Source organism: Demetria terragena DSM 11295 (assembly GCF_000376825.1).
GTDB classification, from domain to species: Bacteria; Actinomycetota; Actinomycetes; order Actinomycetales; family Dermatophilaceae; genus Demetria; species Demetria terragena.
Genome location: NZ_AQXW01000004.1, coordinates 1,286,069 through 1,305,149, shown reverse-complemented (window position 1 = coordinate 1,305,149; position 19,081 = coordinate 1,286,069). Strand labels below are relative to the sequence as shown.

The window sequence follows — 19,081 nt, the reverse complement described above, 5'->3', positions numbered from 1 at the left end:
CATATGAAAGAAGGCAGCAAACGTGCTAGACGTCAACTTCTTCGACGAGCTGCGCATTGGCCTGGCAACCGCGGAGGACATTCGCGAGTGGAGCCACGGCGAAGTCAAGAAGCCCGAGACGATTAACTACCGAACCCTTAAGCCGGAGAAGGACGGACTCTTCTGCGAGAAGATCTTCGGTCCGACTCGGGACTGGGAGTGCAACTGCGGTAAGTACAAGCGGGTTCGCTTCAAGGGCATCATCTGCGAGCGCTGTGGCGTTGAGGTCACTCGCTCCAACGTGCGCCGTGAGCGGATGGGCCACATTGAGCTAGCCGCCCCCGTCACGCACATCTGGTACTTCAAGGGCGTGCCGAGCCGGTTGGGCTACTTGCTCGACCTGGCACCCAAGGACCTCGAGAAGGTCATCTACTTCGCGGCCTACATGATCACCTCTGTGGACGAGGACCAGCGTCACGCTGACCTGCCCTCGTTGGAGGCGCAGATCGAGGTCGAGAAGAAGGAGATCGAGAACCGTCGCGACAACGACGTCAACACCCGCGCCGCCAAGCTCGAGGCCGATCTGGCCGAGTTGGAGAAGGAAGGCGCAAAGGGTGACGCGCGCCGCAAGGTGCGCGAGTCGGCCGAGCGCGAGATGAACCAGATCCGCAAGCGCGCTGACATTCAGGTCGAGCGCCTCGAGCAGGTCTGGGACCGCTTCAAGAACCTCAAGGTGCAGGACCTCGAAGGCGATGAGGTGCTCTACCGCGAGATGCGTGAGCGTTTTGGTCTCTACTTCGAGGGCGGGATGGGTGCCGCGGCACTGCAGAAGCGTCTCGAGACCTTTGATCTTGACGCTGAAGGCGAGTCCTTGCGCGAGATCATCGCGACGGGCAAGGGTCAGAAGAAGACTCGGGCGCTGAAGCGCCTGCGCGTGGTCACCGCGTTCCAGACGACGAAGAACAACCCGACCGGAATGGTGCTGGACTGCGTCCCGGTCATCCCGCCGGACCTGCGTCCGATGGTGCAGTTGGACGGTGGCCGCTTCGCGACCTCCGACCTCAACGACCTGTACCGCCGCGTCATCAACCGCAACAACCGGTTGAAGCGTCTGCTTGACCTCGGTGCTCCCGAGATCATCGTGAACAACGAGAAGCGGATGCTGCAGGAGTCTGTTGACGCTCTGTTCGACAACGGTCGTCGCGGTCGTCCAGTCACTGGGCCGGGCAACCGTGCGTTGAAGTCGCTGTCCGACATGCTCAAGGGCAAGCAGGGCCGCTTCCGTCAGAACCTGCTCGGTAAGCGCGTCGACTACTCCGGCCGTTCGGTCATCGTTGTCGGTCCGCAGTTGAAGCTGCACCAGTGTGGTCTGCCTAAGCAGATGGCGTTGGAACTCTTCAAGCCGTTCGTGATGAAGCGCTTGGTCGATCTCGACCACGCACAGAACATCAAGTCGGCCAAGCGCATGGTCGAGCGCGCCAACCCGGTGGTGTGGGATGTCCTCGAAGAGGTCATCACCGAGCACCCGGTGCTGCTCAACCGCGCACCGACGCTGCACCGCCTCGGCATTCAGGCCTTCGAGCCGCAGTTGGTCGAGGGCAAGGCCATTCAGATTCACCCGTTGGTCTGCTCGGCGTTCAACGCTGACTTCGACGGTGACCAGATGGCTGTCCACGTGCCGCTGTCCACCGAAGCGCAGGCCGAGGCGCGCATCCTGATGCTGTCGTCGAACAACATCCTGAAGCCGTCGGACGGTCGTCCGGTCACCATGCCGACGCAGGACATGATCATGGGTCTGTACCACCTGACCTCTGAGCTGAGCGCCTCGGAGGAGATCCGTTCGTTCTCCACCGTCGCGGAAGCACGGATGGCGTTCGACGCCCACCAGATTGGCCTCGGTACGCCCATCCGGGTGCGCTTGGTCGACTTCGTACCGTCAGCTGGCACGCCGCTGGCCGAGGGTGTCGTGGCGGACGCCGAAGGCATGGTCGCGAGTGCAGTGGTCGAGACCACGCTGGGTCGAGCGATCTTCAACGAGACGCTCCCGGAGGACTACCCCTTCGTGAACTCGGTGGTGGACAAGGGTCTGCTGTCCTCGATCATTAACGACCTTGCCGAGCGCTACTCCAAGGGTCAGGTTGCGGCCTCCCTGGATGAGCTCAAGTCGGCGGGTTTCCACTGGGCAACCCGCTCGGGTACGACGGTGTCGATTGCCGACGTCGCCATGCCCGACAAGGCTGAGATCCTGGCCGGTTACGAGACCAAGGCTGAGAAGGTTCAGCAGCAGTACGACCGCGGTCTGATCACCGAGGACGAGCGCCGTCAGGAGCTCATCGAGATCTGGACCCAGGCGGCCAACGATGTGTCGACCGCTATGCAGGAGAACTTCCCGAAGGACAACCCGATCTACCGCATGGTGGCCTCGGGTGCGCGTGGTAACTGGTTCCAGCTTCGCCAGCTGGCCGGCATGCGTGGCCTGATGGCCAACCCCAAGGGTGAGATCATCCCGCGCCCGATTAAGGCCAACTTCCGTGAAGGCCTGTCGGTGCTGGAGTTCTTCATCTCCACGCACGGAACGCGTAAGGGTCTCGCGGACACCGCGTTGCGTACGGCCGACTCGGGTTACCTGACTCGTCGTCTGGTCGACGTCAGCCAGGACGTCATCATTCGTGAAGACGACTGTGGCACCGAGCGTGGCCTGCTGTTGCCGATCGCGCAGAAGAACTCTGACGGCAAGATGGTCGAGCACGACGACGCCGAGACTTCGGTCTACGGTCGCGCGTCGGCGGTCGACATCGAGGTGGGTGGCGAGGTTCTCGTCCAGGCCAGCCACGACATCGGTGACGTCGCCATTGGCAAGTTGGTTGCGGCAGGGGTCGAGGAGGTCAAGGTCCGTTCGGTCCTGACTTGTGAGTCCCGCGTCGGCACCTGTGCCAAGTGCTATGGCCGTTCGTTGGCGACCGGAAAGCTCGTGGACATCGGTGAGGCAGTCGGCATCATTGCCGCGCAGTCCATTGGTGAGCCGGGCACCCAGCTGACGATGCGTACCTTCCACACCGGTGGTGCCGCGGGTGATGACATCACCCAGGGTCTGCCGCGTGTTGTCGAGCTGTTCGAGGCGCGTACCCCCAAGGGTGTCGCCCCGATCGCGGAGGCGACAGGTCGCGTGGTCATCGAGGAGACCGACAAGGCACGCAAGCTGGTGCTGACGCCGGACGATGGCTCTGAGGAGCACGCCTACCCGGTCAGCAAGCGTGCGCGTCTGCTGATCGAGGACGGCCAGCACGTTGAGGTCGGCACGCTGCTGGTGCAGGGTGCGATCGACCCCAAGCAGGTGCTGCGCATCCTCGGCCCGCGTGCCGTGCAGAAGCACCTGGTCGACGAAGTACAGGCGGTCTACCGCCAGCAGGGTGTGTCGATCCACGACAAGCACATCGAGGTCATCGTGCGCCAGATGCTGCGTCGCGTGACGATCATCGAAGCGGGTGACACCGAGTTGCTGCCTGGTGAGCTGGCCGAGCGTGGTCGGTTCGAAGACGAATCGCGCAAGTCGGTCGCCGAAGGTGGCCGTCCGGCATCGGGTCGTCCCGACCTGCTGGGTATCACCAAGGCGTCGTTGGCCACGGACTCGTGGTTGTCGGCGGCGAGCTTCCAGGAGACGACTCGCGTCCTCACCGAGGCCGCGATGCACGCCAAGAGTGACCCGCTGTTGGGCCTCAAGGAGAACGTCATCCTCGGTAAGCTCATCCCGGCTGGTACGGGTCTGGCCCGCTACCGCAATGTGACGGTCGAGCCGACTGAAGAGGCCAAGGCTGCGCTCTACGCGCTGCCGGACTACCAGGCCTACGACTACCCGGTCTTCGGCCCGGGCAGTGGCGAAGCCGTCCGGTTGGACGACGCGTCGTTGGGCTTCAGCGACCGCTGATCGCCGGTCGAGCTTGTCCTAACGCCGGTCGAGCTTGTCCTCACGCCGGTCGAGGTTGTCCTCACGCCGGTCGAGTTTGTCCTCACGCCGGTCGAGCTTGTCGAGACCATCAGATCGCCCGCGACGTACCCAGTACGTCGTGGGCGATCTGCTTGCGTGGAGTTCCTCCGCGGCCGCGATGCATCCATAGGTGACCGATGGGGTACCTACGGACGCCAGATGCCCAGATCGGTCACCACAGGTGACCGATGGGGTCACTTGGGGACTCGTGGGGTGCCCTGGGGAACCAATTTGGCCGTGCAACACGCGGCCGGTACGCTTGTGCTTCGTGCGTGGGCTCTGCCCTGCCTGCCCTGCAACGGGCGGTGTATCAGGCTCCGCACAACGCTGTCGCCGGGCAACTGTGAGGTCATCCTCGCAGAAGTGCGGGTGGCGGCTCCGGAAGACACGCCCGACCTCGTGGGTGGGGCAGTCGGCCGGCATCCAAGGAACGTGAGTGCGCGCATCCGCGTGCGGTCACGCAGACAAGACGAATCGATCAGGAAGTCGAGACCAGGTTGCCTACAATCAACCAGCTCGTCCGCAAGGGTCGCCAGGACAAGGCCGTCAAGGCCACAACCCCGGCACTCAAGGGCAGCCCCCAGCGGCGTGGCGTGTGCACGCGTGTGTACACCACCACCCCCAAGAAGCCGAACTCCGCGCTGCGCAAGGTTGCGCGCGTCAAGTTGACCTCGGGTATCGAGGTCACCGCATACATCCCGGGCGTCGGCCACAACCTGCAGGAGCACTCCATCGTGCTCGTGCGTGGCGGTCGTGTGAAGGACCTGCCGGGTGTCCGCTACAAGATCGTTCGCGGCTCGCTCGACACCCAGGGTGTCAAGGGTCGCCAGCAGTCCCGTAGTCGTTACGGTGCGAAGAGGGAGAAGAAGTAATGCCGCGTAAGGGCCCCGCGCCGAAGCGCCCCCTCGTCGTCGACCCGGTCTACGGTTCGCCGCTGGTCACCCAGTTGGTCAACAAGATCCTGCTGGATGGCAAGAAGTCCACCGCCGAGCGCATCGTGTACGGCGCGCTCGAAGGTTGCCGCGACAAGACCGGCACCGACCCGGTCGTGACCCTCAAGCGCGCGCTCGACAACGTCAAGCCCGCCCTTGAAGTCAAGTCCCGCCGCGTCGGCGGCGCGACCTACCAGGTGCCAATCGAAGTCAAGCCCAACCGTGCGACCACGCTGTCGCTCCGCTGGTTGGTTGGCTACGCCCGCCAGCGCCGCGAAAAGACGATGACCGAGCGCCTCATGAACGAGATCCTCGACGCGAGCAACGGCCTCGGCGCCGCAGTGAAGCGTCGCGAGGACACGCACAAGATGGCCGAGTCGAACCGGGCCTTCGCCCACTACCGCTGGTAGTCGCCTAGGGCGCGGCATTCTGCGGAATGCCGCGCTCGGCGAAGCGGTTGACCTAACCGCAACCAGAATTCTGAAGACGCACGAGAGACGAGAAGAGACCTTCTGTGGCACAGGACGTGCTAACTGACCTCAACCAGGTCCGCAACATCGGCATCATGGCGCACATCGACGCCGGCAAGACCACCACGACCGAGCGGATCCTGTTCTACACCGGCGTGAAGCACAAGATGGGCGAGACCCACGATGGTGCTTCCACGACCGACTGGATGGAGCAGGAGAAGGAGCGGGGTATCACCATTACCTCCGCTGCTGTCACCTCGTTCTGGAAGGGCTACCAGATCAACCTGATCGACACCCCCGGTCACGTCGACTTCACCGTCGAGGTTGAGCGCAACCTGCGTGTCCTTGACGGCGCGGTTGCCGTGTTCGACGGCAAGGAGGGTGTCGAGCCCCAGTCTGAGACCGTGTGGCGTCAGGCTGACAAGTACGGCGTCCCGCGCATGTGCTTCATCAACAAGATGGACAAGATGGGCGCGGACTTCTACTTCTCCGTGCAGACCATGGTCGACCGCCTCGGCGCCGTTCCGCTGGTCATGCAGTTGCCCATTGGCGCAGAGGCTGACTTCGAGGGTGTCATCGACCTGGTGACCATGAAGGCCTTCACCTGGCGCGGTGAAACCAAGCTCGGTGAGGAGTACGCGACCGAGGAGATCCCGGCCGACCTCAAGGACAAGGCTGACGAGTACCGCAGCCTGCTCATCGAGAAGGTCGCCGAAGCCGACGAGGAGCTCCTGGAGAAGTACCTCGGTGGCGAAGACTTGACCGAGGACGAGATCCGCAAGGGTGTGCGTACGCTCACCCTCGCCAACGAGGTCAACCCCGTCTTCTGTGGCACGGCGTTCAAGAACAAGGGCGTTCAGCCGCTGCTGGACGCGGTCCTGGACTACCTCCCCAGCCCGATCGACGTCGACGGCGCCGATGGCCACAAGCCGGGCGACGAAGAGGCCATCGTGCACCGCGGACCGGACTCCACGCAGCCGTTCGCCGCACTGGCCTTCAAGATCGCCGCACACCCGTTCTACGGGACGCTGACCTACATCCGGGTCTACTCCGGTGAGGTGACCGCGGGCGCGCAGTTGATCAACGCGACCAAGGGCAAGAAGGAGCGTCTGGGCAAGCTCTTCCAGATGCACGCCAACAAGGAGAACCCGGTCGAGAAGGCGTCTGCAGGTCACATCTACGCGGTGATCGGCCTCAAGGACACCACCACCGGCGACACGCTGTCGGACCTGAACGACCAGGTCGTTCTGGAGTCGATGACGTTCCCGGAGCCGGTCATCCACGTGGCGATCGAGCCGAAGTCGAAGGCCGACCAGGAAAAGCTCGGTACGGCCATCCAGCGCCTTGCGCAGGAAGACCCGACCTTCACCGTGCGCCTCGACGAGGAGACCGGCCAGACCGTGATCGGCGGTATGGGCGAACTCCACCTCGACATCTTGGTCGACCGCATGAAGCGGGAGTTCAAGGTTGAGGCCAACGTGGGCGCGCCTCAGGTCGCCTACCGCGAGACGATTCGTCGCGCGGTCGAGAAGTTCGACTACACCCACAAGAAGCAGACCGGTGGTTCTGGTCAGTTCGCAAAGGTTCAGATCACCTTCGCGCCGCTAGACACCTCCGAGGGCGAGTTCTACGAGTTCGAGAACAAGGTCACGGGTGGTCGCATCCCGCGGGAGTACATCCCCTCGGTCGACCACGGTATCCAGGACGCCTTGCAGCTCGGTGTGCTCGCGGGCTACCCGCTGGTGGGTGTCAAGGCGACGCTGCTCGATGGCGCGTACCACGACGTCGACTCGTCGGAAATGGCATTCAAGATCGCCGGTTCTATGGCGCTCAAGGAGGCCGTCCGTAAGGCCGACCCCGCGCTGCTTGAGCCGATGATGGCTGTTGAGGTGCGTACGCCCGAGGACTACATGGGCGACGTCATCGGTGACATTAACTCTCGCCGTGGACAGATTCAGTCCATGGAAGACATCAGTGGTGCCAAGGTCGTCAAGGGCCTGGTTCCGCTGTCCGAGATGTTCGGGTATGTCGGCGACCTGAGGTCCAAGACCCAGGGTCGTGCGAACTACACGATGCAGTTCGACTCCTATGCTGAGGTTCCCAAGAGCGTCGCTGAGGAGATCATCAAGAAGATCCGGGGCGAGTGACGCGTACTATCGCGTCAGCCCACCGGTACGGAAAGAGAAAACCCAACCCGGCGCCGCCCCGGCGTCAGACCAAGTCCTTGAGGAGGACCCCAAGTGGCTAAGGCCAAGTTCGAGCGGACCAAGCCGCACGTCAACATCGGCACCATCGGTCACATCGACCATGGAAAGACGACGCTGACCGCGGCGATTTCCAAGGTGCTGCACGACAAGCTTCCCGACCTCAATGAGGCGTCCGCCTTCGACACGATCGACAAGGCGCCCGAAGAGAAGCAGCGCGGCATCACGATTTCGATCGCTCACATCGAGTACCAGACCGAGTCGCGTCACTACGCGCACGTTGACTGCCCGGGTCACGCTGACTACGTCAAGAACATGATCACCGGTGCCGCTCAGATGGACGGCGCAATCCTCGTGGTTGCGGCGACTGACGGCCCGATGCCCCAGACCAAGGAGCACGTCCTCCTGGCTCGCCAGGTTGGCGTTCCTTACATCATCGTCGCCCTGAACAAGGCCGACATGGTGGACGACGAGGAAATCATGGAGCTCGTCGAGATGGAGGTTCGTGAGCTGCTTTCGGCGTACGACTTCCCGGGCGACGACGTTCCGGTGCTCCCGGTCTCGGCGCTGAAGGCGCTCGAGGGCGACGCCGAGTGGGGCGAGAAGCTCATGGCACTCATGGACGCTGTGGATGAGTACATCCCGCAGCCCGAGCGTGACCTCGACAAGCCGTTCATGATGCCCGTTGAGGACGTCTTCACGATCACCGGTCGTGGAACCGTTGTCACCGGTCGTATCGAGCGCGGTGTGCTCAACGTCAACGACACTGTCGACATCGTCGGCATCCGTCCGGACAAGCAGACCACCACGGTCACCGGCATCGAGATGTTCCGCAAGCTCCTCGACGAGGGTCGCGCGGGCGAGAACGTCGGCCTGCTGCTTCGCGGCACCAAGCGCGAGGACGTTGAGCGTGGCCAGGTTGTCGTGAAGCCGGGTTCGATCACCCCGCACACCAAGTTCGAGGCGCAGGTCTACATCCTGTCCAAGGACGAGGGCGGCCGTCACACGCCGTTCTATGACAACTACCGTCCGCAGTTCTACTTCCGGACGACCGACGTGACCGGCGTCGTTGACCTCCCCGAGGGCACCGAGATGGTCATGCCAGGCGACAACACCGAAATGCTGGTCGAGCTCATCGCTCCGATCGCCATGGAGGACGGCTTGAAGTTCAACATCCGTGAGGGTGGCCGCACCGTGGGTGCGGGTCGCGTCACCAAGATCATTGAGTGATCTTGTGTTGAACGGCTGATCACCAGCCTGTACGAACGCCCCCGGGCTCCGCGAGGAGTTTCGGGGGCGTTCGTCGTTCAGTCCCCGACGGTTGGCGGGGGAGTTCGCCCCTGCTGAATGAGGCCGGCGATGTTGTCGATGCGTTGGCCGCTTTCGGACCAAGACCCTGAGGGCGCATCCCACCAGAGGTCGCCTGGCCAACTGCCCTTGCGAGCCTCGACGACCCAGTGATGGCCGAAGAGCACACGGGCAAGGACCACAAACGGAAGCAGCAACAGCAAGAGCAGAAACTCCAGCGCGACCACCAGCAGCAGGATGAACACCGGGAGGAAGATCACCAGGGCGATCAGCCCGATGATCATGCTGATCGGATCGTCGCCCAGGCCGCCGATATGCGGAAACCAGTCCGGGGTCATGTCGCGCAGTCGGCGCCTCCAGGGGAGCCAACGGCGGCGTACCCGCCAGACAGTGCCGAGTCGATCGGTGACCTTCATGCCCGTAGGTTAATCCGCGCAAGGCGAGGCGGCCCAGATCGCCGGGGTGGGTTGTCGGCGCGCGCCACTAGCATGCGGTGGGTGTCGACCTCGATGTCTCTGGCGCAGGCCCGTCGGGTGGCTCTGGCCGCCCAAGGTTTCGCTGACCTGCCTCACGCGCGCCCGACCATGCGCACGTTCGAGCGGACGGTGGCACGCACCGGCGTGCTGCAGGTCGACAGCGTCAATGTACTGACCCGGGCGCATTTCCTTCCGCTCTACTCGCGGATGGGTCCCTACGACACCGACCTGCTGCGTCGGGCCGCTGAGACCCGTCCCCGTCGGATGGTCGAATACTGGGCGCACTGCCAGGCGTTCATGCCCGTCGACCTGTGGCCGGTGATGCGGCACCGGATGGAGCGATACGCCCAGCGGCGGGCAAAGTGGCATGCGCCGCTGCCGCTGGACGTCGAGCGCGAGGTGTTGGCACAGGTTCGGGATGTGGGCGCGGTGACTGCGCGCGACTTGGACGATGGCGCGCCGCGCCGGAAAGAGCATTGGGGCTGGAACTGGTCGCAGGCGCGCGTGGCGCTGGACTTCCTGTTCATGTCGGGCCAACTGGCGGCGGCGGGGCGCAATAGCCAGTTCGAGTTGCGCTATGACCTGCCCGAGCGGGTGCTGCCTGCGGAGGCCCTCGACGCTCCGGCGATCTCACGGGAGGACGCTGAGATCGAGCTGGTCCGGCGGGCTGCGCGCTCGCACGGGGTCGCGACGGTGCACTGCTTGCGCGACTACTACCGCCTGCCCTATCTGGCCGACACGCAGCGCGCGGTCGATGTGCTGGTGGAGTCCGGTGAGTTGACGCCGGTGACGGTGCAGGGATGGAAGCGACCGGCATACCTGCACCGCGACGCCCGCATCCCGCGGCGCATGACAGCGCGGGCGCTGCTCGCGCCCTTTGACCCGCTGGTGTGGGAGCGGGACCGCGCCGAGGCGTTGTTTGACTTCTTCTACCGGATCGAGATCTACACTCCGGCCGCCAAGCGAGTGCACGGCTATTACGTGCTGCCCTTCCTCCTCGGCGACCGGTTGGTCGCCCGCGTCGACCTGAAGGCCGACCGGGCGAGCGGACGCCTGGTGGTGCGCGGGGCTTACGCCGAGCCCGGCGCGCCCGCCGACACGGCGGCTGAACTCGCGGCAGAACTGCGCAGCATGGCCGACTGGCTGAGTCTCAGCGAGGTCGCCGTGGAGCCCCACGGCGACCTCGCATCAGCCTTGGCGAGCGTTCAGGAGCCGACGTAGCACTTGGCCGGCTTGAAGCCATCCGGCGCGAGGATCAGCTTGACCTCGAATGGGGTCCAGGTCGGTGATTCGATCTTCTCGACCGGGCTGCTGGCTGCATGGACGATGCCCTGGGCGTCGGTGCAGATGGCGGTGAGATTGGTGACGCTGGCCTTGCCCTCGGTCTTGTAGCGCCCCTTGACGATCGGGAAGTTACCGTCCGGGTCGGTGGCGAACTCGAACTTGGGGTCGATCGTGGTGACCGTCGCGAACTGATTGGCCGTGTTCTTCGTCACCCGGAGTTGGACCTTCTCCACTTTGCCTTCGCTCGCCGGCGGCAACTCACCCGAGGCGCGTGTCACCTTAAGCTCGTCTTTGGTGCCGCCGACGTTCAGGCCATCCTTGATGGCGCCGATCTCCTTGCCGGACTTGTCCAGCAAGACGTATTCGAGGTCGACCAGGCCAGGCTCGGTGGAGTCAACGTCGAGCACTGCATAAAAGGTGCCGTGCTCACCGTCGCCGGAGGCGTCGTAGCCGCCGAGGGTCTTGACCTCGACCGAAGTCATCGGGCCGGCGGGGATCTTGCTGCGTTCTGCGGGAATGCTCGACTTGCTCTTGGCGTCTTCGCGCTCGCTCTCGGGCACCGCGCTGGCCGACTCGTCGGACGCCGAAGTGCTGGAGGACCCTGATTCGGTGGGAGCGGCAGTCTCAGCCGGAGCCGACGACTCACTGGTCGATGACTCGGCGGCCGCTGACGTAGCGGCCGCTGAGGTCGGGCTGGCCGGCGGTGCTTCGTCCTGGCATGCCGTGAGGCTCGCAGCGGTCGCTGCGGCGATCAGCGGCAGGACGGCGATGCGGTGGATAGCGCGCATGTTTGGAAACTCCTCGGTGTGGCTTTGTTTGTTCGATTTCGTGGCCTGTGACGGTCAGCAAGCCGAACGCGTTCCATCTGAATTCATCAGGTCGGCCAGAATGACCAGTATGCGTGACTTCAAAGCGAGTGTTCGGGTCATCGGGCGCCGCGTTTTGGTGACATTCAGTGAGCCCCTAGGCGTGGCGTCGCTCGACGGTGCTGCGCTCGACGGTGCTGTGTCCGCAGCGGTTCTCGAGTTGCATGCGGCCGGTGCGCGGGTTGTGGTGGCGGGGGAGGGCATGCCTTCCTCGGTGCACGATCTGATCACCCGTGGTGAGGTCGAGTCACGGTCCGCTGCCACTGAGCATCTGGTTCAGGAAGCCGACCTCGTGGTGAGCGTGGGAGACACGCCCGACGTGCAGCGTTGGGCAGATGCCGCGAACGTGACGTGCTTGCACCGCTCAGTGCCGGCCTCCGGTCAGCACGATGGCGGGACGGTCACCCTCGTGGGCGGCGGACCGGGCGATCCCGGGCTTCTGACGCGAGAGGGTGAGCGCGCCCTTCGCCAGGCGCAGGTCGTGCTTTTCGACCGACTGGCGCCGGTCGCGGCCTTACGCGAACTCGCGCCCACCGCAACGCTCCTCGACGTCGCCAAGGTGCCCCGTGGTCCCGGCACCAGCCAGGAGCGGACCAATGAGTTGCTGGTCGAGCATGCGCGCGCGGGGAGCCGGGTCGTACGCCTCAAAGGTGGTGACCCCTTCGTCTTTGGCCGCGGCGGGGACGAGATGCTGGCCTGCGCGGAGGCTGGAATCCCCGTCACGGTCGTGCCGGGCGTGAGTTCGGCGCTTTCGGTTCCTGCTCTGGCCGGTATCCCACTCACGCATCGCGGTGTCGCACAAGGGTTTTCGGTCGTGTCAGGGCACCTGCCGCCGCATCATCCTGACTGCCAGGTCGATGTGGCAGCGCTCGCCCGCACCGGGCTGACCATCGTGCTGCTCATGGCCGTCGCGACTCTTCCGGACTACTGCGAGGCGCTCATGGTCGCCGGGCTCGACCCGCAGACGCCTGGGGCCACCATCGCGGACGGTTCGCTAGCGGGCCAGCGGGTCATCCGGGCTCCGTTGCGGTCGCTCGCTAAGGACGTTGCGCACTCGGGGATCGGCGCGCCAGCCATTACGGTGATCGGTCCCGTTGTCGGTCTCGACCTCAGCCCCTCTACCCCCGATTGAAGGAAGCCCACCATGGATCATTTCCTCGACAAGTCCTACGGCAAGGCGGGCTTCGACGCCGCTGTGGCGCCGGCGCTCAGGATCGAGCCCGGAACCGGGGCGGTTATTGGCTTCGAGACCGACGACGCGGTCTACGCCCAACTCCACGAGCGCGGCAGCCTCGACAAAGTCACCGCGCAAATCAACCCGATCACCGGACCGGTCTATGTCGAGGGCGCTGAGCCAGGCGACACGCTGGCGGTCACCATCCACGCCATCGACTTCATCGATCACGGCTGGTCGGTATATCTGCCGGGGGTCGGCGCGCTCGCTGGCCGTATGGGCTCCGAGTCGATGACTCGCAGTGTGCCGATCACCCGCGACGGGCAGGTCGCGCTCACCGAATCGCTCACTGTCCCAGCCCAGCCGATGATCGGGTGCATGGGTGTCGCCCCCGCAACGGGGGTCGGGTCGACGGTGATGCCGAGCTATGCGTACGGCGGAAATATGGACCTCACCGATGCCAAGCCGGGCTCCACGGTCTACCTGCCGGTGCAGGTGCCCGGCGCGCTCCTGTCGATCGGTGACCTGCACGCGATCATGGCGCGTGGTGAATCGTCCTTCGTCGCCATCGAGGCGCAGGGCACCGCACACGTGTCGATCGAGTTGGTGAAAGGCGGGGCGGGCGGCGCTCGAGTTCTGCGTGCCCCGCGCGTTGATACCGGCGAGGAGATGGTCTTTGTTGGTCTGGGCGACCCCGTCCAGCAGTCCATCAACCGTGGCTATGAGGACATGTACGACTTTCTCGTCGAGGATCACGGTTGGTCTGGAGCCGATGCATACGTCGTGATGAGCGCGCTGGCCCACTCCGAGCTTGGCGGACCGACAGGGTCGATCGACCCAGATCCGCTGCACCCCATGACTGCCGTCGGAGCCGTCACCGTGCACCGGTTGCCCACCTCGATCCTCTGAGACCCAGTCCCTGGACGGGCGATCGGGGACATAAGGTCCTTTGCGAGAATGGCCCCACCAACTATCCGTGCGCATCCTCGAGGAGCCGAGCGTGGCCCTGTCCGACCTGTCGTCCGAAGAACTGTCAGCCTTTGTCGAGGAGCAGCGCGCGGCATATGAGCAGTACGTGGCCGCTGGACTGTCCCTCGACCTCACGCGCGGCAAGCCCTCGGCTGAGCAGTTGGATCTCTCGGAGCGGCTGCTGAGCCTCCCGGAGGGCCACACCTCCGCGGACGGAACGGATGTCCGCAATTACGGCGGGCTCGCGGGACTACCCGAGCTCCGCGCCCTCTTCGCCGAGTTGCTTGGCGTGGAACCCGGCCAGATCATTGCGGGCGGCAACAGCAGCCTGACCCTGATGTCGGACACCTTGGTGCACCTCCTGCTGCACGGTGGTGTCGATTCAGAAGGCCCCTGGGCGGGCCAGGGAACGATGCGGTTCATCTGTCCCGTGCCCGGCTACGACCGCCACTTCGCGTTGCTGGAATCTCTCGGCATCGAGATGGTCACCGTGCCGATGAACGCCGACGGCCCAGACGTGGCGGCGGTCAAGGAATTGGTCAAGGACCCGAGCGTCAAGGGGATGTGGCTCGTCCCGACCTATGGCAACCCCTCCGGGATCACCTGCAGCCAAGAGGTCGCTGCTGAACTCGCGGGGATGGAGACTGCGGCGCCAGACTTCAAGATTCTCTGGGACAACGCGTACGCCTTGCATCACCTGACCGACACCGAGGTCAAGAGCGCAGACATCCTTTCGCTAGCGTCGGCGTCCGGTCATCCGCACCGCCCCGTGGTGTTCGCCTCGACGAGCAAGATCACCTTTGCTGGCGCGGGTGTGGCCTTCCTCGCGGGCTCGACCGAGACCGTGAAGTGGTTCACCGGTCACCTCGGCAAGAGCTCGATCGGTCCTGACAAGGTCAACCACTTGCGCCACATGCAGTTCTTCGGTGACGCCAACGGCGTGCGCGCTCATATGGCCAAACACCGGGCCATCATCAAGCCGAAGTTCGACGCGGTCGACGAGATCCTGACCGACGACCTCGCGGCACATGAGGTTGCGACGTGGACTCGTCCCGAGGGCGGTTACTTCGTGAGCCTGGACGTGCTTCCTGGCACCGCCGCGCGCGTGGTCGAGTTGGCCAAGGCCGCCGGTGTTGCGCTCACGCCAGCCGGGGCGTCCTTTCCCCACGGCAAAGACCCGCAGGACACCAACATCCGGCTCGCGCCGACCCTGCCGCCGCTGTCAGAGGTACGCGACGCGATGGCCGTCGTGACCACGTGCGTGCTGCTGGCCGCGGCGGAGCGTGTTACCGCTTCCTGACGCACGGGCCTACGCGGGAGCCTTCCAGTAGCGGACGTAGTCGATGAAGGTGTCCGTGGGGTTGCCTGTGGTCGCGCCGACGCGAGAACCCCAGTTTTCGCCGATGAACTGACTGAATCGAATGTCCAGAGATCCACTGAAGGCCTTCATGATGTCTGGGTCCTTCGTGCGATAGGTCTCGACTCCGTCGATCCTCATGATGATCTGGCTGCGACTCCAGTCCAGCGTATAGACATGCCATTCGGCCGCAGGTGATTTCAAGGTGAAATTTCGCTGGTGGTAGGGATCGGATTTAACCCCCATGTTCGCATAGACTGTTTGTTGAATTCCGGTTCCATCGGAAGGGTAGTATTTCGGCTGTTTGTTTGGTGTGCCGATCATCTCGGCCAGGTCGATTTCTCCATTCAGCGTGGTGTCCCGAAACCAGATTGCGGTCCAGATCCCGGTTGAACTCCCGGTGGGCAACAGTTTGGCTCGGACGTCAATCCGTCCCGGCCCGACGGTGTGCTTGCCGCGGCTCCAGACGTAACCACCGGCATGGGTTATCGGCTGACTCCAGAAGATCTGTGGTTCGGGCAGTTTGCCGACCCGTAGTCGCAGGTGGCCGTCACCGGTGATGGAAACCTGCTCCGGGAAGTCTGCACCGTCGAGGCTGTTCTTGTCGCGGAAGAGTCGCTTCTCCCACTTGGTGGAGTCAAAACTGTTGAAATCGTCGGCCCAAGTGGGCGTGGACGAAGCCGCCGGTGTGGCGGCATCTGACGGAGTCGGGGCCGTGGTGGCAATAGCGCCGAGCGAGAGAGCGATGCTCACTACCGCGGGAGCTGTTCTCCTTTTTGAATAGGTGTATGAATGATTCTTGGACATGACATCTCCTAGAGGCGTCCCGCGCCTTCGTTCACGGCAGTTGATGCGCGGACTGGGTGCCCTGGAGGCATCTTCAATGCTATCAATGCTGGCCCATAAATAGAAGAACAGATCGATTTCTGGAACCCTTCCACAATGGATCGGCGTTCACATTAATGTCCCATTGATTAACCTGTGTAAAGCAGCCACATGGGTCGACGAGCGCACCCCCACCGTTGCGGTGTTGGCAGATTGGTTACCTCGGCTTTCCCCATGCGTCCGCGCGAGTGTGCAGCATGGAGGGGCCGTTCGAATCTGACCTAAGGAAGCCATGCTGATCACCGTTCGCCGTTCCGTTGCCGCCCTGGGGGTGGCCGCGCTCGCCGTGACCCCCACGCTTGCGTCGCCGCTCACCGCGATGGCCGCGCCGTGGCCGTCCTCCATGAGCGCCGCGTATGCCGCCTCGCTGAGCGTCACGGACGCCCTTGCCCGCCAGGACGGGTCCAGCCAGACCGTTCGCGGGTATGTCGTCGGCCAGCCCACCGGTACCAACTCGGTGGTGACCTCGAAGTATCCGAACGACTACGCCATCGCGCTGGCCGATCGGGCCGGGGAGACCGACCCGAGCAAGATGCTCTTTATCCAGCTTTCGAGCGGGCTGCGCTCGACATGGGGCTTGGCGAGCAATCCGAATCTGCGTGGCACTCAGGTGGATGCGACCGGGTCGCTCTCTGCGTACTTCTCCCATCCTGGGTTGAAAAGCGCCTCATCGATCGCTACCGCGGGCGACCCCACGGACCCGCCGACTGATCCCACAGACCCGCCCACCGATCCCACGGATCCGCCGAGTGACCCTGGCGACTACTACGCCGGCACTGAGGGCCTGACCGGGCCAGCGTTGAAGACGAAGCTCAACACGATCATCAGCAAGCAGACCGTGTTGTCGTATGGCGACGTCTGGGACGCGCTGGGCAAGACTGACCAGGACCCGAACAACAGCAACAACGTCATCCAGCTATACACCGGGAAGTCGACACCCAAGTCGAACAACGGTGGCGGCGCGGACAACTGGAACCGGGAGCACGTCTGGGCCAAGAGCCACGGTGACTTTGGAACGTCTAACGGTCCTGGCACTGACGTCCACCACCTGCGCCCAACCGACGTGACCGTGAACTCCGACCGCGGCAATCTCGACTTCGACGAGGGTGGCACGGAGAACGACGAAGCGCCCGGCAACTTCTCCGACAGCGACTCCTGGGAACCACGTGATGCGGTCAAGGGGGACGTCGCACGGATGATCTTCTACATGGCGGTGCGCTACGAAGGCTCCGGCGGCGCTCCCGACCTGGAGGTCAACGACAAGGTCAACAACGGTTCCGCTCCGTACATGGGTCGGCTTTCCGTCCTGAAAGCATGGAGCCAGCAGGATCCACCGGACGCCTTCGAGAAGAACCGCAACGAGGTCATCTTCACCTCGATCCAGAAGAACCGGAATCCGTTTATCGATCACCCGGAGTGGGTCGCGGCCATCTTCTGAGGGCGCCCCACAGCCCAAAGGACCACTATGCGCCTGGAGAACATCAGCTGGGACTGTCACGACGAGCGGCGGGTCGCCGACTTCTGGGTGGCGGCGTTCGGCCTGCAGGTGGGGTACGAAGGGCTAGGCCTGGTCGAGGCACGCCTCGATCTCGGAGAGCAACAGTTCCTCGACCTGTGCTTCGCCCAGGTCCCCGACCCATTCGAGGGCCCGCAGCGACTGCACCTCGATCTGCTCGGCGGTGCGGATCAGGACGAGGTGGTGCAGCGTCTGTTGGGGCTCGGGGCGACGCACGTCGATCTCGGACAGGGTGAGGTGCCGTGGGTGGTGCTCGCCGACCCCGAAGGCAACGCGTTCTGTGTGATGGAACATCGCGAGGAGTACGCGCGCGGCACCGGGCCGATCGCCTCCCTCCCGTTGGACTCCTCCGACCCAGAACGCGATGGTGCGTTCTGGGCCGCGATCACCGGATGGCAGCCCGCCGTGGGGTACGCACCCGTGTCGCTGCGGCACCCAAGTGGCGCTGGACCATTGCTGGAGTTGTGCGTTGAACCCGAGCCACGCCAGGGCAAGAGTCGTCTGCACCTTGACGTACGTCCGGACCGCGGCGATCCCGACCTGGTCGAGTCCGTCAGGCGTCTCGGAGGCCGCGTGCTCGAGCAGCCTGCACCCGATCTGCCATGGACGGTGTGTGCCGACCCGTCCGGCAACGAGGTGTGCATCCTGGCGCCACAGTGAGAGAAGGGTTCGCGTTGGTGTCACCCACTGGCACCAACGCGAACCGCAGCGTGCGCGGTTGTCCACAGGGGACTTCGAGCACATAGCCCAGCGGGCAGGTTTCCAGCAGGCTCGGTAGATGGACCTGGGTGATGCCGCCGGCCTGTTGCGTCGGCAATCGGGAGTCGTGACGCGCGCAGCTGGCCTCGTACGGCGCTCAAGCGCACGACATGCGTCGATGGATCCGCCGCAAGGACCTCGCCGTCGTTCTGCCGGGTGTGATGGCCGAGCACACTGGTCCGATCAGTTGGGAACAACGAGCCTGGTCGGCTGTGCTGTGGGCCGAGCCAGCCGCACTTGCGATGGCCTCTGCGGTGCGCGCTGCGCGCGGTAGTGCAAGCACCTTTCCTGGGGCCTCAGCGGACGAGCGGCAGATTCACCTCGCGATTGCCCGCGGGCGGCACCTACGAGCGCCGACCTGGATCCGGCTTCATTCGCGCGCATCGCTCGAGCGGTCAGTCCTGTGGGTCGCCTCCCCGCCTCGGCAGCGCGAGGAGGAGGCCGCACTCGATCTGGCACTGGCATACCTGTCGAGGGGGAGGCGGCATGCTCATCTGAACGCCGTCGCTGCCATCGCTGAGCCAATCCAGGCGGGGCGGACCACGGCCGCACGAGTCCTGGAGTCGTTGGACCGACGGTCTAGGGTCGCCCACCGCGAGTGGCTGGTGGGCGTTGTTGAAGATGTTGGCGCCGGTGCCACCAGCGTGCTTGAGCAGGGCTACGTGCGACGGGTGCAGCGCCCACATGGCCTACCGCCCGGGTCGCTTCAGGTGGCTCAGGCTTTGCTGTCGGGCTCGGTCATCCGCGACGGCCTTGTTCTTGGCCGCCAGATCATCGAGCTCGACGGGCGAGCGTTTCACCAGGGCGCGGGGCGCCGCGACTCCGACCTGGAGCGTGATCTGGACGCTGCGGCGGTCGGGTTGGGCCGGGTTGTGTAGCAGTGACCACTTTCACCAGGGCCGCCTGAACTGCGAGAG

Annotated in this window: 16 protein-coding genes; 12 read left to right on the top strand and 4 right to left on the bottom strand. The window is 64.5% G+C overall.

The window, feature by feature from the left end; all coding sequences use genetic code 11:
• The first annotated feature begins 22 nt into the window (after nt 1-22).
• Nucleotides 23-3,904, top strand: a complete 3,882-nt coding sequence (locus tag F562_RS0110510) for a DNA-directed RNA polymerase subunit beta' (RefSeq protein WP_018156921.1) — start codon at nt 23-25, stop codon at nt 3,902-3,904.
• 18 nt (nt 3,905-3,922) lie between these two features.
• Here the strand turns inward: F562_RS0110510 and F562_RS0110505 are convergent, their stop codons facing one another.
• Nucleotides 3,923-4,162 carry a hypothetical protein gene (locus F562_RS0110505; protein ID WP_018156920.1) on the bottom strand — a complete coding sequence of 80 codons (240 nt, stop codon included), beginning with the start codon at nt 4,160-4,162 and terminating at the stop codon, nt 3,923-3,925.
• A gap of 299 nt (nt 4,163-4,461) precedes the next feature.
• Here F562_RS0110505 and rpsL point away from each other — a divergent pair, with 299 nt between their 5' ends.
• The 4 genes from rpsL (at nt 4,462) to tuf (ending at nt 8,800) form a co-directional block, all read left to right on the top strand.
• Nucleotides 4,462-4,836 (top strand): 30S ribosomal protein S12, encoded by a 375-nt coding sequence (rpsL, locus tag F562_RS0110500; RefSeq protein WP_018156919.1) that lies wholly within the window; start codon nt 4,462-4,464, stop codon nt 4,834-4,836.
• Nucleotides 4,836-5,306, top strand: a complete 471-nt coding sequence (rpsG, locus tag F562_RS0110495; protein ID WP_018156918.1) for a 30S ribosomal protein S7 — start codon at nt 4,836-4,838, stop codon at nt 5,304-5,306. The genes rpsL and rpsG overlap by 1 nt, the downstream gene beginning before the upstream one ends.
• Before the next feature lie 104 nt (nt 5,307-5,410).
• Nucleotides 5,411-7,513 carry an elongation factor G gene (gene fusA / locus F562_RS0110490; protein WP_018156917.1) on the top strand — a complete coding sequence of 701 codons (2,103 nt, stop codon included), beginning with the start codon at nt 5,411-5,413 and terminating at the stop codon, nt 7,511-7,513.
• Between the two features lie 93 nt (nt 7,514-7,606).
• Nucleotides 7,607-8,800: an elongation factor Tu gene (gene tuf / locus F562_RS0110485; protein WP_018156916.1), complete on the top strand. Its 1,194-nt coding sequence runs from the start codon at nt 7,607-7,609 to the stop codon at nt 8,798-8,800.
• Between the two features lie 77 nt (nt 8,801-8,877).
• On the opposite strand, the gene F562_RS0110480 is transcribed toward tuf, so the two are convergent.
• Nucleotides 8,878-9,294, bottom strand: a complete 417-nt coding sequence (locus tag F562_RS0110480; protein ID WP_018156915.1) for a hypothetical protein — start codon at nt 9,292-9,294, stop codon at nt 8,878-8,880.
• Nucleotides 9,295-9,366: 72 nt separating this feature from the next.
• Here F562_RS0110480 and F562_RS0110475 point away from each other — a divergent pair, with 72 nt between their 5' ends.
• The gene (locus F562_RS0110475) at nt 9,367-10,575 is read left to right on the top strand and encodes a winged helix-turn-helix domain-containing protein (RefSeq protein WP_018156914.1); all 1,209 of its coding nucleotides are present in this window, start codon (nt 9,367-9,369) and stop codon (nt 10,573-10,575) included.
• On the opposite strand, the gene F562_RS0110470 is transcribed toward F562_RS0110475, so the two are convergent.
• Nucleotides 10,560-11,426: a hypothetical protein gene (locus F562_RS0110470; protein WP_018156913.1), complete on the bottom strand. Its 867-nt coding sequence runs from the start codon at nt 11,424-11,426 to the stop codon at nt 10,560-10,562. The genes F562_RS0110475 and F562_RS0110470 overlap by 16 nt on opposite strands.
• 109 nt (nt 11,427-11,535) lie before the next feature.
• On the opposite strand from F562_RS0110470, the gene cobA reads away from it, so the two are divergent.
• The 3 genes from cobA (at nt 11,536) to F562_RS0110455 (ending at nt 14,947) form a co-directional block, all read left to right on the top strand.
• Nucleotides 11,536-12,636 (top strand): uroporphyrinogen-III C-methyltransferase, encoded by a 1,101-nt coding sequence (cobA, locus tag F562_RS0110465; protein ID WP_040385762.1) that lies wholly within the window; start codon nt 11,536-11,538, stop codon nt 12,634-12,636.
• A 12-nt stretch (nt 12,637-12,648) separates the two neighbouring features.
• Complete coding sequence (locus tag F562_RS0110460) at nt 12,649-13,587, top strand: acetamidase/formamidase family protein (protein WP_018156911.1); 939 nt, start codon at nt 12,649-12,651, stop codon at nt 13,585-13,587.
• A 67-nt stretch (nt 13,588-13,654) separates the two neighbouring features.
• Nucleotides 13,655-14,947: an aspartate aminotransferase type Ic gene (locus F562_RS0110455; protein WP_018156910.1), complete on the top strand. Its 1,293-nt coding sequence runs from the start codon at nt 13,655-13,657 to the stop codon at nt 14,945-14,947.
• 9 nt (nt 14,948-14,956) lie between these two features.
• On the opposite strand, the gene F562_RS0110450 is transcribed toward F562_RS0110455, so the two are convergent.
• Nucleotides 14,957-15,811, bottom strand: a complete 855-nt coding sequence (locus F562_RS0110450) for a glycoside hydrolase family 16 protein (RefSeq protein ID WP_083915522.1) — start codon at nt 15,809-15,811, stop codon at nt 14,957-14,959.
• Nucleotides 15,812-16,121: 310 nt separating this feature from the next.
• Between F562_RS0110450 and F562_RS0110445 the strand changes: the two genes are divergently transcribed.
• The 3 genes from F562_RS0110445 (at nt 16,122) to F562_RS18770 (ending at nt 19,042) form a co-directional block, all read left to right on the top strand.
• Nucleotides 16,122-17,327, top strand: coding sequence for an endonuclease (locus tag F562_RS0110445; RefSeq protein ID WP_018156908.1), 1,206 nt, complete (start codon nt 16,122-16,124; stop codon nt 17,325-17,327).
• 27 nt (nt 17,328-17,354) lie between these two features.
• Nucleotides 17,355-18,065: a VOC family protein gene (locus F562_RS0110440; protein ID WP_018156907.1), complete on the top strand. Its 711-nt coding sequence runs from the start codon at nt 17,355-17,357 to the stop codon at nt 18,063-18,065.
• Between the two features lie 209 nt (nt 18,066-18,274).
• Entirely contained in the window at nt 18,275-19,042 is a 768-nt protein-coding gene (locus tag F562_RS18770) for a hypothetical protein (protein ID WP_018156906.1), read from the top strand.
• Nucleotides 19,043-19,081: the final 39 nt, after the last annotated feature.

Coding starts and splice junctions, on each gene's coding strand:
- rpsG (WP_018156918.1), top strand. CDS start 4,836: ATGCCGCGTAAGGGCCCCGCGCCGAAGCGCCCCCTCGTCGTCGACCCG.
- F562_RS0110480 (WP_018156915.1), bottom strand. CDS start 9,294: ATGAAGGTCACCGATCGACTCGGCACTGTCTGGCGGGTACGCCGCCGT.
- F562_RS0110475 (WP_018156914.1), top strand. CDS start 9,367: ATGCGGTGGGTGTCGACCTCGATGTCTCTGGCGCAGGCCCGTCGGGTG.
- F562_RS0110470 (WP_018156913.1), bottom strand. CDS start 11,426: ATGCGCGCTATCCACCGCATCGCCGTCCTGCCGCTGATCGCCGCAGCG.
- cobA (WP_040385762.1), top strand. CDS start 11,536: ATGCGTGACTTCAAAGCGAGTGTTCGGGTCATCGGGCGCCGCGTTTTG.
- F562_RS0110460 (WP_018156911.1), top strand. CDS start 12,649: ATGGATCATTTCCTCGACAAGTCCTACGGCAAGGCGGGCTTCGACGCC.
- F562_RS0110450 (WP_083915522.1), bottom strand. CDS start 15,811: ATGTCCAAGAATCATTCATACACCTATTCAAAAAGGAGAACAGCTCCC.
- F562_RS0110445 (WP_018156908.1), top strand. CDS start 16,122: ATGCTGATCACCGTTCGCCGTTCCGTTGCCGCCCTGGGGGTGGCCGCG.
- F562_RS0110440 (WP_018156907.1), top strand. CDS start 17,355: ATGCGCCTGGAGAACATCAGCTGGGACTGTCACGACGAGCGGCGGGTC.
- F562_RS18770 (WP_018156906.1), top strand. CDS start 18,275: ATGCGTCGATGGATCCGCCGCAAGGACCTCGCCGTCGTTCTGCCGGGT.